This window comes from Vitreimonas sp. (assembly GCF_035627415.1).
In the GTDB taxonomy this organism is placed as follows: domain Bacteria; phylum Pseudomonadota; class Alphaproteobacteria; order Caulobacterales; family Aquidulcibacteraceae; genus Vitreimonas.
Genome location: NZ_DASPLU010000006.1, coordinates 215,228 through 229,194 on the forward strand (window position 1 = coordinate 215,228; position 13,967 = coordinate 229,194).

The following is a 13,967-nucleotide window of genomic DNA, read 5'->3' on the forward strand; positions in this document are numbered from 1 at the left end:
GATGTTAGCGGGCATGATCGAGGCGGCGTTCCAATTTCCCGATTTTAATCCCGCGGCGCTGACGCTGCCGTCGTTCGAGCTGTTCGGCAACACGTGGGGGCCATTCCACCTGCGCTGGTACGCGCTCGCCTACATTGTCGGCCTCGTGCTCGGCTGGCGCTGGATGGTCTGGCTGATCCGGCGCGACAAGCTCTGGGCGCCGGGCCGGCCGGCGCTCAGCGTGCCGCAAGCGGATGACTTTCTATTCTGGGCGACGCTCGGCGTCATCGCCGGCGGCCGGCTCGGGTACGTGCTGTTCTACAAGCCGGACATGATCTGGCTGAACCCGCTCGAAGTGTTCCAGATTTGGCAGGGCGGCATGAGCTTCCATGGCGGTCTGATCGGGGTCGCGCTCGCGGCGTACTGGTTCACGCGGCAGAAGCATGTGAACGAAGAGCAGTTCGCGGGCCTCGCGAAGAAACGCGTCGTCGCCGAACCGCCGGCGGACAAGAAGAGCGAATACGAGCGCATCGGCCCGCAGGGCTGGCTGAAGAAAGCGGAAGCAACCGAGCTGCGTGAAAAAGCGCGCACCGATACGGTCGATCTGCTGCGCTTGGGCGATCTTGCGGCGGCGGCCGCGCCGATCGGTTTGTTCTTTGGCCGCATCGCCAACTTCATCAACGGCGAATTGTGGGGGCGCGAGACGGACGGCCCGTTCGGCGTGCTGTTTCCACAGGGCGGCTACGACTGGACAACGGGTCAGTGGATATGGACAGGCCAGGAAGTCCCGCGGCATCCGAGCCAGCTCTACGAAGCGGCGCTCGAGGGCGTCGCGCTGTTCGCCATTATCAACATCGCCACACTTCGTTTCGAGTCGCTGCGCCGGCCAGGGATGAATGTCGGCTTGTTCCTGGTGTTCTACGGCCTCTTCCGCGCCGTGCTCGAAACCGTGCGCGAGCCGGATTCGCATATGCCAGAGGCGCTGCAGGGCTATGTCACTATGGGCATGCTGCTCTCGATTCCGATGATCCTCGCCGGCGCCTGGCTGATTAACCGCGCGCTGAAGCAACCAAAACTGGCGCCGGCGTGAGCCTGCGCGAAAAACTCGTCGAACACATCCGCGAGAACGGGCCGATGACGGTCGCGGACTATATGGCCGCGTGCCTCTATGATCCGGAAGACGGCTATTACGCCACCCGCCCGTCAATTGGCGGCGCAGGCGCCGATTTCCTCACCGCGCCGGAAGCGAGCCAGATGTTCGGCGAGCTGATCGGGCTCTGGTGCGCTCACGAATGGGATCAGCTGGGCAAGCCGGCGTTCAACCTGATCGAGCTCGGCCCGGGGCGCGGCGTGCTGATGCAGGACATCTTACGCGCGACGCGGCGTGTCGAAGGCTTCCACGATTCATCCAGCATCGTGCTGGTGGAGATGAGCGCGCCGCTGCGCGAGGAGCAAGGCGAGCGCGTGCCGGAAGCGGAATGGGCGCAGAGACTAGAGGACGCGCCGCCCGGAGCTTCGCTCATCATCGGCAATGAATTCCTCGACTGCCTACCGATCCGCCAGTTCCTGCGCGGCGAAGACGGCTGGCATGAAAAGCTCGTCGGCGTCACCGAGGATGGGCGGCTCACCTTCGGTCTGAGCGCCGCCCTGCCCGCGCCGGAGAGCGAAGACGAACCAGGCGTGGTGCGCGAGATCGCCACCGGGCTTGAAAGCCTCATTTATGAGATCGAGCGCCGCCTGCACGATGCGCCCGGCCGCGTGCTGCTGATCGACTACGGCTACGTGACGCCCGAAGGCGCCGATACGCTGCAGGCGCTGAAGAGCCACACGAAAATTGATCCGATCGAGACGCCGGGGGAAGCGGATTTGACGGCGCATGTCGATTTCGCGCGCGTCGCCCATCTCGCGCGGCAAGCCGATCTCGCCGTGTACGGGCCGGTGACGCAGGGCGAGTTCCTGCGCGCGCTCGGCATCGAACTCCGCTTCAAAGCGCTGGCCGAAGCCAATCCCGCGCACGCCGAGCGGCTGGCGCGCGAACTGCACCGTTTGATCTCGCCCGAACAAATGGGCGCCCTCTTCAAAGTAATATGCCTGTCGAGCCCCAACCTTCCTCCGCCCGCGGGCTTCTGAGCGCGGACGCGCCGCCGCATTGGACGGCGGATGCGCTGGCGCGCGTGCGCCACGGCTTCTTCGGCCGCCGCGGCGGCGTCTCGGGCGGCATCTACGCCACGCTCAATGCAGGCACGGGCTCGAATGACGATCGTGAAGCGACGCGGGAGAACCGCACGCGCATAGCTGCGGCGTTCGCCGCGCCGCTCGAGCATCTGCTCGGCGTGCACCAGGTGCATTCGCCGCACGCCGTGTTCGTGAACGGACCATGGCGCGGCGAGCGCCCGCACGCGGATGCGCTGGTCACCACGACGCCGGGCCTCGTCATTTCGGTGCTGACCGCCGATTGCGCGCCGGTGCTGCTGGCCGACGCCGAAGCCGGCGTGATCGGCGCGGCGCATGCGGGCTGGAAAGGCGCCATCGGCGGCGTACTGGAAGCCGCCGTTGCGCTGATGCAAGAACACGGCGCGGCGCGCGAGCGGATCGCCGCGGCGATCGGCCCGTGCATCCATCAGGGCTCGTACGAAGTCGGCGCCGAGTTCGAGCAGCGATTCCGCGACGAAGACGGCGCTTACGCCCGCTACTTCGCGCCGGGCGATGTAGGACATTTCCAGTTCGATCTGCCCGGATTCTGCGCCGATCGGCTGTGTGCGGCCGGCGTGCGCCAGGTGGAGACGCTGGCGCTCGACACCTACGCCCGCGAGGGCGACTGCTTCAGCCACCGCCGCTCGGTCCATCGCCGCGAAGGCGACTACGGCCGCAATTGCGCGGCGATTGCGCTCTAGGCGCCACAGAAGCCGTTGCCGTCACGAAACTGCAGCAAATCCCTTTCCCCGCCCCCGAGTCGAAGAGTAAGGGAGGCCCGATCAGGACGCGCGGGGCCCGCTCCCATGAAACTCATCGCCGGCAATTCGAACGAGACGCTCGCGAAAGCGATCGCCGAGCACCTCGACACGCCGCTGGCGCAGGCGGAAGTGCGCCGGTTCAAGGACAACGAGATCTTCGTCGAGATTCAGGAGAACGTTCGCGGCGAGGACGTGTTCTTCATCCAGTCGACCTCGTTTCCCGCCAACGATCATTTGATGGAATTGCTGATCGGCATCGACGCGCTGCGCCGCGCATCGGCGCGCCGCATCACCGCGGTGATCCCCTATTACGGCTACGGCCGTCAGGACCGGAAGGTCGGCGGCCGCACGCCAATCTCGGCCAAGCTGGTGGCGAACCTCATCGTCACCGCCGGCGCAAACCGCGTGCTGACGCTCGAACTGCACGCCGGGCAGATCCAGGGCTTCTTCGACATCCCGACCGACAACCTCTTCTCCACGCCGGTGCTGGAGCGCGATATCCGCGAACATTGCGCCGACGTGAACAAGCTGATGATCATCTCGCCGGACGTCGGCGGCGTCGTTCGCGCACGCGCGCTGGCCAACCGCCTGGGGGCCGATCTCGCCATCGTCGACAAGCGCCGCCCGAAGGCCGGCGTCAGCGAGGTGATGCACATTATCGGCGACGTCTCGGGCCGCGACTGCATCCTGGTCGACGATATCGTCGACAGCGGCGGCACGCTCTGCAACGCCGCGGAGGCGCTGCTGAAGGAAGGCGCGGCCTCGGTCTCGGCTTATTGCACGCACGGCGTGCTCTCCAACGGCGCGATCAAGCGGGTGGAAGATTCCAAGCTGAAGGAATTGGTCGTCACCAACTCCATCGACCCGAACGCGCGTAAGTCGGCCAGCGGCAGGGTCCGCACCGTCTCGGTGGCGCCGCTGATGGGCGATGCGATCTGGCGCATCGCGCACGAGGAAAGCGTCAGCTCGCTGTTCGAATAACCATGCCGCAGACGCGCTGGGCCGTGCAGCGGCCGAGCTTGGCCACATCCTCTCAGCAGATTTCCCGAGAGCCGCGCCCCGCCTTGGCCTAGCGGCCAAGGCGGGTGCGCGTGTGGACTTGCGCTACGACGGCGGCGCGAAGTGTTCGGCGCTGAACTGATATCGCGCACGCGCCATGCTTCCGCGCGCCCCGCTCACTTGAATGGAATAGCTCACGCCGCGACATACACCCGGCGCATCCGGCAAAGCGCGGTGGAACACCATGAGCGCGGCGTTCTCGAACGCCGAGGCGTCGAAGACGCCGCCGCGTCCCAGCGGAATGACCTCGATGGCGCCGTTTCGCCGACCGAGCCCGACCAGCTCCAAATTCGCGTCTCCCTGCAACGCGTAAGTACGAGCGCCTCGCAGATTGACAGCGACATAGTGTGCGCCGAGCTGCTCGACGCGCCCGTTCGGCGTCCATGCGCCGTCGCGTGCGATCGAGCCATGGAGGCGCACCGAGCGTCCGAACAGCGGCGCCAAATCGTAATCACGGGCGAAGTTCTGCGCCCGCCAGCGCTGAATCGCATCGGGGATGGTCGTACCCACGCCGGCAAGTGTCCGCGACATCGTTTCGAAGCCGTCGTAACGGACGCTGTTTTCCCAAATCCCTACGACGATGCGGTCGCCGTGACTGTCCGCGAGCGATTGCAGCAGCGTCCATTGCGCGTAGTTGTGCCCCTCCGCGGAGGTCGTCCAACACCGCTCGGGAGCGGCGAAATCGGTCTCCACGTAGCCAGTGGCGTCTTGATCGCTGCCTGCGGTGGCCGTTTCCATCCATGATGCGGTCGACTCGTAGAGCCAGCTCAAGCCCTCCTGCGAGTCGTAGCCGTGCTGCAGTATGTGATTGAGCTCGTGCGCGACGGTTGCGCGCATCAGACTTTCCGGAGAAGCGCTCTTTCCCGTACCGCGGAAGTCGTTGTCGATCACCAGTACGCCCCGCGCGGCCGCCGTTTCGCGGACGCCTGGAGTGCTCGGATTGTCGAACACCATTTGCACCGCTTTCACGTAGCCCATCGAACCGTCGGCGTGGGCGACGTAGGCGCGAATCCGGCCGTCCTCCCCGCGGATCGGCGCCGCCCAGCCGAGGCGCTCGACCTGCTCCTCGAGCGCGGCCTGCAACGCCTCCGCCGTCGCCTGCGCATATTCCGACGTCGAGGCGTCCTGGCCCTCGAGCGTGTAGTGCAGTCGAAAATCCGCCGTTTCGATAATCCGCTCGGGGCCGCTGAGCGTCACCTGGTTCTCGACCAAAGCTTGCAGCGTCGTGACCAAGGATCTGTCGGTCGACAACAGCACGATCCGGTATGCGCCGCCTGTCCCACTCTGGCGATAGCGAGAAATCTCCAGCGTGTACGCGCCGTCCGCCGGCGCTGTATAAGCGAGCGCCGAGTTGAGCGAACCGTCGCCGCGATCGTCATTGAGCGCGACCGGGTGTCCATCCGGACCAGTCAGCCGCAGCACCGGATCCAGGTTGCCGCTGAGGACGTCGCTTCTCGCAAACAGAGTCTGACCGGCGGCGAGATTGACGCTGTAGCTGCGCGAAGGCTGAGCATCGCCGAGTTCGCCGTCGTATTGCGCGAGCGGCGCGCCTTCGATCGCGGCGAAGTTGAACGGCGCCTCAGCGTTCGGATCGAGTGCGAGCGAAAGGATGTAATCGCCCACGCCCTTGCCGTCGTATGTGCCCACGACCACCGTGTAGCGGCCCGCGGCGGCCGCTTCGTAGATGATCTGGGAGTTCAGCGTTCCATCGCCGCGGTCGTCGCTCTGGGCAAGGATGGCGCCAGTCGAGTCACGCAGCGTGAGGATCGTGTCGAGACCATCGCTCAAAGCGAAAGTGGAGGCGACGAAAACGTCGCCGGAGCCAAGATCCACATCGAACCGGGCCTCCCGGCGCTGGGCGTTGAACGACAGCCTCTCCTCGCGCAGCGTGCGCGCAGCGTCGGACAGTCCGACATCCAACCCATACGAGACCTGCAGCTGGAACGCGCCCGTTGCGTCGCCATAGCCGCTGACGACGGCCGTGTGCCGGCCGCGCGTGCGCGCGACATAGACGATGCGCGACGAGAGATCGCCTTCTTGCCAGTCGTCGTTCTCGGCGACCGTTCTGCCGCCGGGGTCGGTCAGCCTCAGGACCGTGTCGAGGTCCTCGGCGGAAGAGGTCGTGAGATTGACGATCTGACCAGCCTCGAGCTGCAGCTGGAAAGACGCGTTCGGCGCGCGTGCGGTAATATGGCCCGACAGACTGCGGTCCGCGGACGTCTGTCCAGCGGCGCTTGCCGTCATGAGCACAAGAGCGATGAGTGTAAGACACGCGCGCATGGACGCTCCCCCCAGAACGTTCGCCCAACTGTCGAGCTCAGGTGCTGTAGCGTGCGTCGCGGGAGCGCGCAAACTTCGGTCGTCGAGTGCTGAAGCGCGAGGCGGTAGCACGCGTCAGGTCGACGACGTCCGCTCGCTATTCGAATGACCACGCCGCAGCGACGTGATGAAACCGGCGCCGGCCCGTTGCCGTTAGCGCCATGTGAGACTTGAGCCTGTTATCGAACGCCTGCGCGCGAGGCCGGTCCGCTGGGCGGGGCTTGCGCGGCAGGTTCAGCTTGCGCGGCCGTCGCCGATCGTGACGCGGCGCCTGCGCGGCATGCGCCGTTTTTTCTATGCCGCTTACGCGCCGGAAGACGCGGCGAAGATCGCATCGCTGGTCGAAGCGGCGCGGTCGGCGGGGCATTTGATCTGGACCGAGCGCATCGACGCGGACCGCGCGCCGATGGATCTCGGCGCGGTGCTGCGGGCCGCGCGCGCCGTCATCGTCTTCTGTTCGGCCGAGGCGTTCGCGTCACGCGCGATCTACAAGGACCTGGTGCTCTCAGTGCGCGGCGGCAAAGCGATCCTGCCGGTTTATCTCGACGATCAGCTGCCGCCGGATCAGTACCTCTTCTATCTTGCCCGCCACCAAGGCCTGCGCGCGCAGGAGCAAGGCGCGCCCGAGCGCTTCCTCGGCGCTCTCGAGGCGCTGGAACGCGGCCGCCGCCGTTGGCGCGCCCAGGAGACGGCGGCCGAGCCCAGCCTTGCGGCTGCCGCACCTCCGGCCGAAGCGCCCAAGGCTGAACCCGTGATCGCCTGAACGGACTGGGCAACCGTCACAGGATGCGCTTAGCATCGGGTCCATGCGATCCCTCCGCGGCCTGATTGGCGTCCTCCTTCTTTCCGCCTGCGCCATCGGCACGTCCGAGGACGACAGCAGCCGCTTTCCAACCTCGTCGGCATACCCGCCCGGAACCATGGAGCGGATCGAGTTCACAGCCGGGGTGGCGGAAGGCTGGCGCATCTCGGCGCTGCGGACCCCCGAGCGGCCGGACGCCGACTGGAAGGTGGTCATCATCACCGGCACGCCGTCATGGAGCGAATATTGGGCCCCCACGATCGCGGGCCTGCCGCAGGACCGCGAGCTGATCGTGGCCGACCGGCCAGGCTTCCGGACGTCGGAGCCGGAGGACGCCGTGCGGGACTTGGCCAAACAGGCGGAGGCGCTTTCGCCCATGCTGGAGGCGCGCGAAGGCCAGCGCGTGCTGCTGGTCGGCCAGAGCTTTGGCGCGCCGGTGGCGACTTTGATGGCCGCGCGCCACCCCGACCGAGTCGACGCCATGGTGCTGGTCTCGGCCTATTTCGGCGATCGTGGTCCCACGGCCCGGCGTCTGTTCGGGACGGGCCGCCTGTTTCAGGGGGTGTTGCCGCGGGACTTCCGAAACTCCATCGCCGAGATGAGCGCCCAAGCTGACCAGCTGCCCGCGGTCTGGGCGGCGCTGCGCGGGCTCGACCAGCCGATCGTCTTCATCCATGGCGACGCCGATACGTTCGTGCCGATCGAGGCCGATCAGCGCATCGCCAACGAGTACGGCCACACCTTGATCACGGTCCCGGAGGGCGACCACTTCCTCAACGCCTGCTGTGTGCCGGCCCTTCTAGCGGCCATGGAGCAGGCCATTTCCGAGGCCGAGGGCCGGGCAGCGGCCGCCCCGCCGCCGCCTGCCAGCGATCCGGATCCGGCTGGCGGCCCCGCCTTGCGGTGAGAACCGCCTTCGGCTAGAAGCCCCGCTTCCATTTTTCCCGCCTGACGGAAATTCGAAGGGGCACGGGCCCATGGCCGGCATTGTATTGAACGTTGAAAAGCGCGAGCGCACCGGTACGGGCGGCGCCCGCGCCACCCGGAATTCCGGCCTCATCCCAGGCGTGCTCTATGGCGGCCCGCGCGGCGCGGTGCCGATCGAGATCAACGCCAAGGACGTCCAGATGGCGCTGCGCTCGGGCAAGTTCGTGTCGCACATGGTGGAGCTGAACCACCAGGGCGAGACGCAACCGGTGATCCCGCGCGCGATCCAGTTCCATCCGGTGACGGACGAGCCGATCCACATCGATCTCTATCGCGTCGAAGAAAATTCCGAAATCGACATCGACGTGGTCGTTCACTTCAAGAACCACGAAGCTTCGCCGGGCCTGAAGCGCGGCGGCGCGCTCAACATCGTGCGCCACACCATCAAGCTGCGCTGCAAGGCCAGCAAGATTCCGGAAGAGATCGTCGTCGACCTCACCGGCAAGGAAATCGGCGACTCGATCCACATTTCCTCGATCGCGCTGCCGGAAGGCGCGCGCCCGGTGATCCGCGACCGCGACTTCACCGTGGCCACCATCGCCGGCCGCAAGGCCGAAGTCGAAACGACCGAAACGCCGGCCGAAGGCGCGGCCGCTCCGGCTGAAGGCGAGAAGAAGGAAGGCTGATCCGCCTTCCCTTCCCGCGAACGGGAAGACTAGAAGGCGTTCATGCTGCTCCTCGTCGGCCTCGGCAATCCGGGCGCGAAATATGCGGGCAACCGGCACAATATCGGCTTCATGGCCGTGGACGCGATCGCGCGCGCACATGGGTTCGGTCCGTGGAAGAAGAAATTCCAGGGCGAGCTGGCTGAGGGCCACATCGACGGCGTGCGCACGCTGCTCCTGAAGCCGCAGACGTTCATGAACGAGAGCGGCCGCTCCGTCGGCGAAGCGGCGAACTTCCACAAGCTCTCGCCCACCGACATCGTCGCCTTCTACGACGAGATCGATCTCGCCCCCGGCCGCTTCCGCATGAAGAAGGGCGGCGGCGCGGCGGGCCATAACGGCATCCGCTCGATCATCGCGTCGTCGGTCGGTGAAGGCTTTCGCCGCGCGCGCATGGGCGTGGGTCATCCCGGCGTGAAGGAGCTCGTGCATCACCACGTGCTGAGCGACTTTCACAAAGCCGACGCCGAATGGGTGTCGAACCTGCTCGAGGCGTGTGCGAAAGCAGCCCCGCTCTTGGCCAAGGGCGAGGACGAAAAATACCAGGGCGAGGTGATGCGCCTGGCGCCGGCGGAAAAGGCCAATCCGCGGCAGCAAGCGAGCGGGGACGCATGATCATTCTGATCCTCACCTATCTGCCGTCGCTGCTTTGCGGCGTTCATGTCGTGCGCACCGGGCGCGAGATGTTCTGGCTGTTGCTGTTCATTATCGCGCCGCTGCTCGCGCCCGCGTTCTACGTACTCGCCATCATCGTGCCGGAATGGATGGGAGGACGCACCGCGCGCGGCGTCGGCAAGGCGGCGCGCCAAGCGCTCGATCCGGAGCGCGATTATCGCAACGCCAAAGCCGCGCTCGAAGAGACGCCGACGGTCGGCAACCGCATGCGCGTGGCGCAGGCCGCCGCAGCGCTCGGGCGCTGGAGCGACGCCGAGGCGCAATGGGCGCAATGCCTCGAAGGCCACTGGGCCGAAGACCCTGCGATCCTGATGGGCCACGCCAACGCGCTGCTCGAACTCGGCCGCTGGCAGGAAGCACTGACGCGGCTCGAACAACTGAAGGCGCTCGGCGGCCGCGAAGCCGCGTCGCCGACGACGGCGCTCGCGTTCGCGCGCGCGTATGAAGGCCTCGGCCGCAATCAGGAAGCGGACGACGCCTATCGCTTCGCCGCGGACCGCGTGCCCGGGCTTGAAGCCGGCGGGCGCTACGTGGCGTTCATGGCCAAATCCGGCCGCCGCGAAGACGCCGAGATCGGCTTCGCCGAACTCGATCGCCGCTTACAGAAGATCGCCCCGCCGCTGCGTCCCGAAGCGCGGATCTGGCGCGACATGGCGGCGAAAGCGTTGGGGCGCGCCTGATGGAGACGATCGCCATCCTGGGCGCGAATGGCGTCTATGGACGCTGGCTGACGCCGCGTCTCGTCGCCGCTGGCTACGCCGTGCGCGCGTTGGTGCGCCGTCCGGAAGCGGCCGGCGTCGCTGCCGGGTGCGGCGCGGATATTCGCGTGGCGGACATTTTCGACGAAGCGTCTCTCGTCGCCGGTCTCGAGGGCTGCGACCTCGGCGTCAATCTCGCGACTTCCCTGCCCGGACCCAGCGGGCGCGGCACGTACGAAGCCAACGACCGCGTCCGCAGCGAAGGCACGCCGATCTGGACCGCCGCCTGCCGCAAAGCCGGCGTTCAGCGCGTCATCCAACAGAGCATTGCGATGCTCAGCGCGTCCGGCACGGATGAATGGTCGGATGAGGAAACGATCTTTCCTGCTGACGACAGCGTGACCGGCCGCGCCCTCGCAGCGTCGGCAGCAATGGAGAAAGCGATCCGCGCCTCCGATCTCGATTGGCTCATTCTGCGCGGCGGCCTGTTTTACGGTCCGGGCACGGGCTTCGACGACGACTGGTTTGCGCGCGCCCGCGCCGGCAAGCTGCGCCTGCCCGGCGACGGCTCGGATTTCGTGTCCCTGCTCCACATCGCCGACATGGCGGCGGCGACGCTTGCCGCCGTGCAAAAATGGCCGTCCCGGCAAACGCTGATCATCGCCGACGATGAGCCGGCGCGGTGGAAGGACGTCTTCAGCTTCATCGCCCAATCTGCGGGTGCGCCGGCGCCGGAGGCGGGCGGGCGCGCCGGCTTTCCGTCGTTCCGCGTCAGCAATCGGCGCGCCCGCGCGGCGTTGAACTGGGCGCCGTTCTACACAAATTACCGCGTTGGGCTCGTGCGCTAACGCGACGATCAAAGAGGACATTATGGGTTTCAAATGCGGCATCGTGGGCTTGCCGAACGTGGGCAAGTCGACGCTCTTCAACGCGCTGACGAAGACCGCCGCGGCTCAAGCGGCGAACTATCCGTTTTGCACGATCGAGCCGAACGTCGGCGAGGTGGCGATGCCTGAGCCGCGGTTGAAGAAGCTCGCCGAGATCGCGAAGTCGAAGGAAATCATCCCGACGCGGATGAACTTCGTCGACATCGCCGGACTCGTCCGCGGCGCCTCGAAGGGCGAAGGCTTGGGCAACCAGTTCCTCGCCAACATCCGCGAGTGCGACGCCGTCGCCTACGTTCTGCGCTGCTTCGAGAACGACGACATCACCCATGTCGAAGGCTCCGTCGATCCGATCCGCGATCTGGAGACGGTCGAGACCGAGCTGATGCTGGCCGACCTCGAAAGCCTCGAGAAGCGGGTAACCAATCTCGAAAAGAAGGCGAAGGGCGGCGACAAAGAATCGAAGCTCACGCTTGATCTCGTGCAGCGCGCCAAGGCGCTGCTCGAAGACGGCAAGCCGGCGCGTCTCGTGAAGCGCGCGCCGGAAGAGCAAAAGACGTTCGAGATGCTGCAGCTCTTGACGGCGCTGCCGGTGCTCTATGTCTGCAACGTCAACGAACATGATGCAGTTGCGGGCAACGCCCATACCACGCGCGTGGAAGAACGCGCGAAGGAGGAGAACGCCGCCTGCGTCATCATCTGCGCCCAACTCGAAGCCGAGATCGCCGCGCTCTCGGACGAAGAGCAGGCGGAATTTCTGGAAACGGTCGGACTGCAGGAGCCCGGCCTCACCAAGCTCATCCACGCCGGTTACGATCTGCTCGGCTTGCAGACCTATTTCACCGTCGGTCCCAAGGAAGCGCGCGCCTGGACCATCGAGAAGGGCTGGACCGCGCCGCAAGCCGCCGGTGTCATCCACGGCGACTTCGAAAAGGGCTTCATCCGCGCCGAGACCATCTCCTACGACGACTTCATCACCTTCGGCGGCGAGCAAGGCGCCAAGGAAGCCGGCAAGATGCGGCTCGAAGGCAAGGACTACGTCGTCCGTGAAGGCGACGTGATGCACTTCCGTTTCAATGCGTAGGCGTTGGCTGATCGCTGCGGCTCTGGCGCTCGTCGTTATGAGTTTTGCGGCGTATCATTTGATTGCGCCGCGCAGCCATGTCTTGCTGCCGCCACGCGCATCCAACGGCGTCGAGTACGTTCTCTACATTCACGTTCCCGACGCGTGCCGCCGCGGCGGGTGCCAAGCTCTTTACCTGCTCGACGGCGAACGCTGGCTGCCGACTTTTGCCCGGATCGTCGACGAAGGCGCGCGCACGCATCGCATCGAGCCCGTCGTCATAGTCGGCGTCGGCTATCGCGATATCGTTGGCACGGCGGCACGGCGCAAGCACGACTTCACGCCGCCCTTCGGCCGAACGCCTAACCGGACGGGCGGCGCGGAGGCGTACCTCGATGTTCTGCGAAATGAAATCATCCCATATGCGGAGGCGCGCCTGCCGATCACTCGCGAACGCCGCGCCATTGCCGGCCACTCATATGGAGGTCTGTTCGCCACGTACGCACTCCAGCGTGCGCCCAACTTGTTCGACCGTTACGCGATCCTCAGTCCTGCGCTCTGGTTCGACGACGGCAAGATTTTTCAGCAAACTTTCGCGGAAAGCCACCGCTTGAGAGCGGTCTTTCTCGCCGCTGACACGCCGCCTGGCGAACGGAGCGCCATGGCGAGCGATATGGTGCGCCTCTCAGAGCTCTTAGCGGGCCGACCCGGTCTGGTCGTTTCCGCCGCCATCCTGGCGGGAGAGACCCACGATAGCATGGTTGCGCCGGCCGCAAGCAGAGCGACCGAGGCGCTCTTCGGCCTTGACCCCCACGGCGCGCACTCGCCGTGACAGGCGTTACCGCCTCGCGTAGACTGGCTTGGGCGGAGGGGAAGATGCGTCGTACTGCTCTCATCACATGCGCGGCTCTGGTCGCGAGTTCGGCTTTGGCGTGGGCGCAGAGCGAGCCCGCGGTGCAAGAAGCAGCGCCGACCGCCCCAGCGTTGACCGAGGGCGCGCCCGTCGAAGCCGCCCCCGCCGCGGCGCCGCCGGAGATGACGGCCGAAGAGCAGGAGTACCTGCGTCAGGCGCAGGCGCTTTACGACAGCCTCGATCGTCAGACTGGCGTCGTGACCATCGCGGAGGGGCGCGTCAGCCTCAATGTGCCCGAGACGCACTATTTCGTCGGCGCTGCGGACGCGCGCCGCATCATTGTCGATGTCTGGGGCAATCCGCCGAACTCGGCCCAGGGCGTCGAGGGCATCATCTTCCCCGCCGGCGCCAATCCCGCGCTCGATTCATGGGGCGCGATTGTCCAGTACGTCAACGAAGGCCACGTGCCGGACGATGAAGCCAGCACGATCGACTACAACCAATTGCTGCGCGACATGCAGACTGGCGCGGAGCAGGAGAACGCCTGGCGGCGCGAGAACAATTATCCCACCGTCACATTGGTCGGCTGGGCCGAAGCGCCGCACTACGATCCGGCCACGCACAAGCTCTATTGGGCGAAGGACCTGCTGTTCGGCGGCGAGAGCGTCCATTCGCTCAACTACGACATCCGCGTGCTGGGCCGCGAAGGCCATCTGGTGGTGAGCTTCGTCTCGACGATGGATCAGCTCGAGACCATCCGCGCCGCTGCGCCAGCGGTGATGGAGATGGCGAACTTCACCGCCGGCAACACCTATGCCGACTATGTCGAAGGCGTCGATCAACGCGCCGCTTATGGCATTGGCGGCCTGATCGCTGGCGGCGCCTTGGCGGCCGTCGCCCAGAAGACCGGGCTGCTCGCCATGATCCTTGCGTTCGGCAAGAAGTTCATCGTGCTTATCATCGCCGGAATCGTCGCGCTCGGCGGAGCGGTGATGCGCATGTTCCGGCGCGACCCGCCAGCGTCCTAAG

Annotated in this window: 14 protein-coding genes; 13 read left to right on the top strand and 1 reads right to left on the bottom strand. The window is 66.2% G+C overall.

Going from position 1 to position 13,967, the window contains the following annotated elements; all coding sequences use genetic code 11:
* The first annotated feature begins 1 nt into the window (after position 1).
* The 4 genes from lgt (at position 2) to VEA80_RS04255 (ending at position 3,914) form a co-directional block, all read left to right on the top strand.
* The gene (gene lgt / locus VEA80_RS04240; RefSeq protein ID WP_325059450.1) at positions 2 to 1,069 is read left to right on the top strand and encodes a prolipoprotein diacylglyceryl transferase; all 1,068 of its coding nucleotides are present in this window, start codon (positions 2 to 4) and stop codon (positions 1,067 to 1,069) included.
* Entirely contained in the window at positions 1,066 to 2,109 is a 1,044-nt protein-coding gene (locus VEA80_RS04245; RefSeq protein WP_325059451.1) for a class I SAM-dependent methyltransferase, read from the top strand. Before lgt ends, VEA80_RS04245 begins: the two co-directional genes overlap by 4 nt.
* Complete coding sequence (pgeF, locus tag VEA80_RS04250; protein ID WP_325059452.1) at positions 2,067 to 2,873, top strand: peptidoglycan editing factor PgeF; 807 nt, start codon at positions 2,067 to 2,069, stop codon at positions 2,871 to 2,873. Before VEA80_RS04245 ends, pgeF begins: the two co-directional genes overlap by 43 nt.
* 105 nt (positions 2,874 to 2,978) lie before the next feature.
* Positions 2,979 to 3,914: a ribose-phosphate pyrophosphokinase gene (locus VEA80_RS04255; RefSeq protein WP_325059453.1), complete on the top strand. Its 936-nt coding sequence runs from the start codon at positions 2,979 to 2,981 to the stop codon at positions 3,912 to 3,914.
* Positions 3,915 to 4,037: 123 nt separating this feature from the next.
* Here the strand turns inward: VEA80_RS04255 and VEA80_RS04260 are convergent, their stop codons facing one another.
* Positions 4,038 to 6,272, bottom strand: a complete 2,235-nt coding sequence (locus VEA80_RS04260; RefSeq protein ID WP_325059454.1) for a DVUA0089 family protein — start codon at positions 6,270 to 6,272, stop codon at positions 4,038 to 4,040.
* A gap of 319 nt (positions 6,273 to 6,591) precedes the next feature.
* Between VEA80_RS04260 and VEA80_RS04265 the strand changes: the two genes are divergently transcribed.
* The 9 genes from VEA80_RS04265 to VEA80_RS04305 all read left to right on the top strand — a co-directional run bounded on the left by VEA80_RS04265 (position 6,592) and on the right by VEA80_RS04305 (position 13,966).
* A complete protein-coding gene (locus VEA80_RS04265) occupies positions 6,592 to 7,074 on the top strand; it encodes a TIR domain-containing protein (RefSeq protein WP_325059455.1) in 483 nt (160 codons plus the stop codon).
* A gap of 43 nt (positions 7,075 to 7,117) precedes the next feature.
* Positions 7,118 to 8,020: an alpha/beta fold hydrolase gene (locus tag VEA80_RS04270; RefSeq protein WP_325059456.1), complete on the top strand. Its 903-nt coding sequence runs from the start codon at positions 7,118 to 7,120 to the stop codon at positions 8,018 to 8,020.
* Positions 8,021 to 8,090: 70 nt separating this feature from the next.
* A complete protein-coding gene (locus VEA80_RS04275; RefSeq protein ID WP_325059457.1) occupies positions 8,091 to 8,726 on the top strand; it encodes a 50S ribosomal protein L25/general stress protein Ctc in 636 nt (211 codons plus the stop codon).
* 42 nt (positions 8,727 to 8,768) lie between these two features.
* Positions 8,769 to 9,380: an aminoacyl-tRNA hydrolase gene (gene pth / locus VEA80_RS04280; protein WP_325059458.1), complete on the top strand. Its 612-nt coding sequence runs from the start codon at positions 8,769 to 8,771 to the stop codon at positions 9,378 to 9,380.
* The gene (locus VEA80_RS04285) at positions 9,377 to 10,120 is read left to right on the top strand and encodes a hypothetical protein (RefSeq protein WP_325059459.1); all 744 of its coding nucleotides are present in this window, start codon (positions 9,377 to 9,379) and stop codon (positions 10,118 to 10,120) included. The genes pth and VEA80_RS04285 overlap by 4 nt, the downstream gene beginning before the upstream one ends.
* On the top strand, positions 10,120 to 10,986 hold the full coding sequence (locus VEA80_RS04290) for an NAD-dependent epimerase/dehydratase family protein (RefSeq protein ID WP_325059460.1): 867 nt from the start codon (positions 10,120 to 10,122) through the stop codon (positions 10,984 to 10,986). Before VEA80_RS04285 ends, VEA80_RS04290 begins: the two co-directional genes overlap by 1 nt.
* 22 nt (positions 10,987 to 11,008) lie before the next feature.
* Positions 11,009 to 12,106, top strand: coding sequence for a redox-regulated ATPase YchF (gene ychF / locus VEA80_RS04295; RefSeq protein WP_325059461.1), 1,098 nt, complete (start codon positions 11,009 to 11,011; stop codon positions 12,104 to 12,106).
* The gene (locus VEA80_RS04300) at positions 12,099 to 12,917 is read left to right on the top strand and encodes an alpha/beta hydrolase (RefSeq protein ID WP_325059462.1); all 819 of its coding nucleotides are present in this window, start codon (positions 12,099 to 12,101) and stop codon (positions 12,915 to 12,917) included. Before ychF ends, VEA80_RS04300 begins: the two co-directional genes overlap by 8 nt.
* 44 nt (positions 12,918 to 12,961) lie before the next feature.
* Complete coding sequence (locus VEA80_RS04305; RefSeq protein ID WP_325059463.1) at positions 12,962 to 13,966, top strand: DUF2167 domain-containing protein; 1,005 nt, start codon at positions 12,962 to 12,964, stop codon at positions 13,964 to 13,966.
* The last annotated feature ends 1 nt before the right edge of the window (position 13,967 follow it).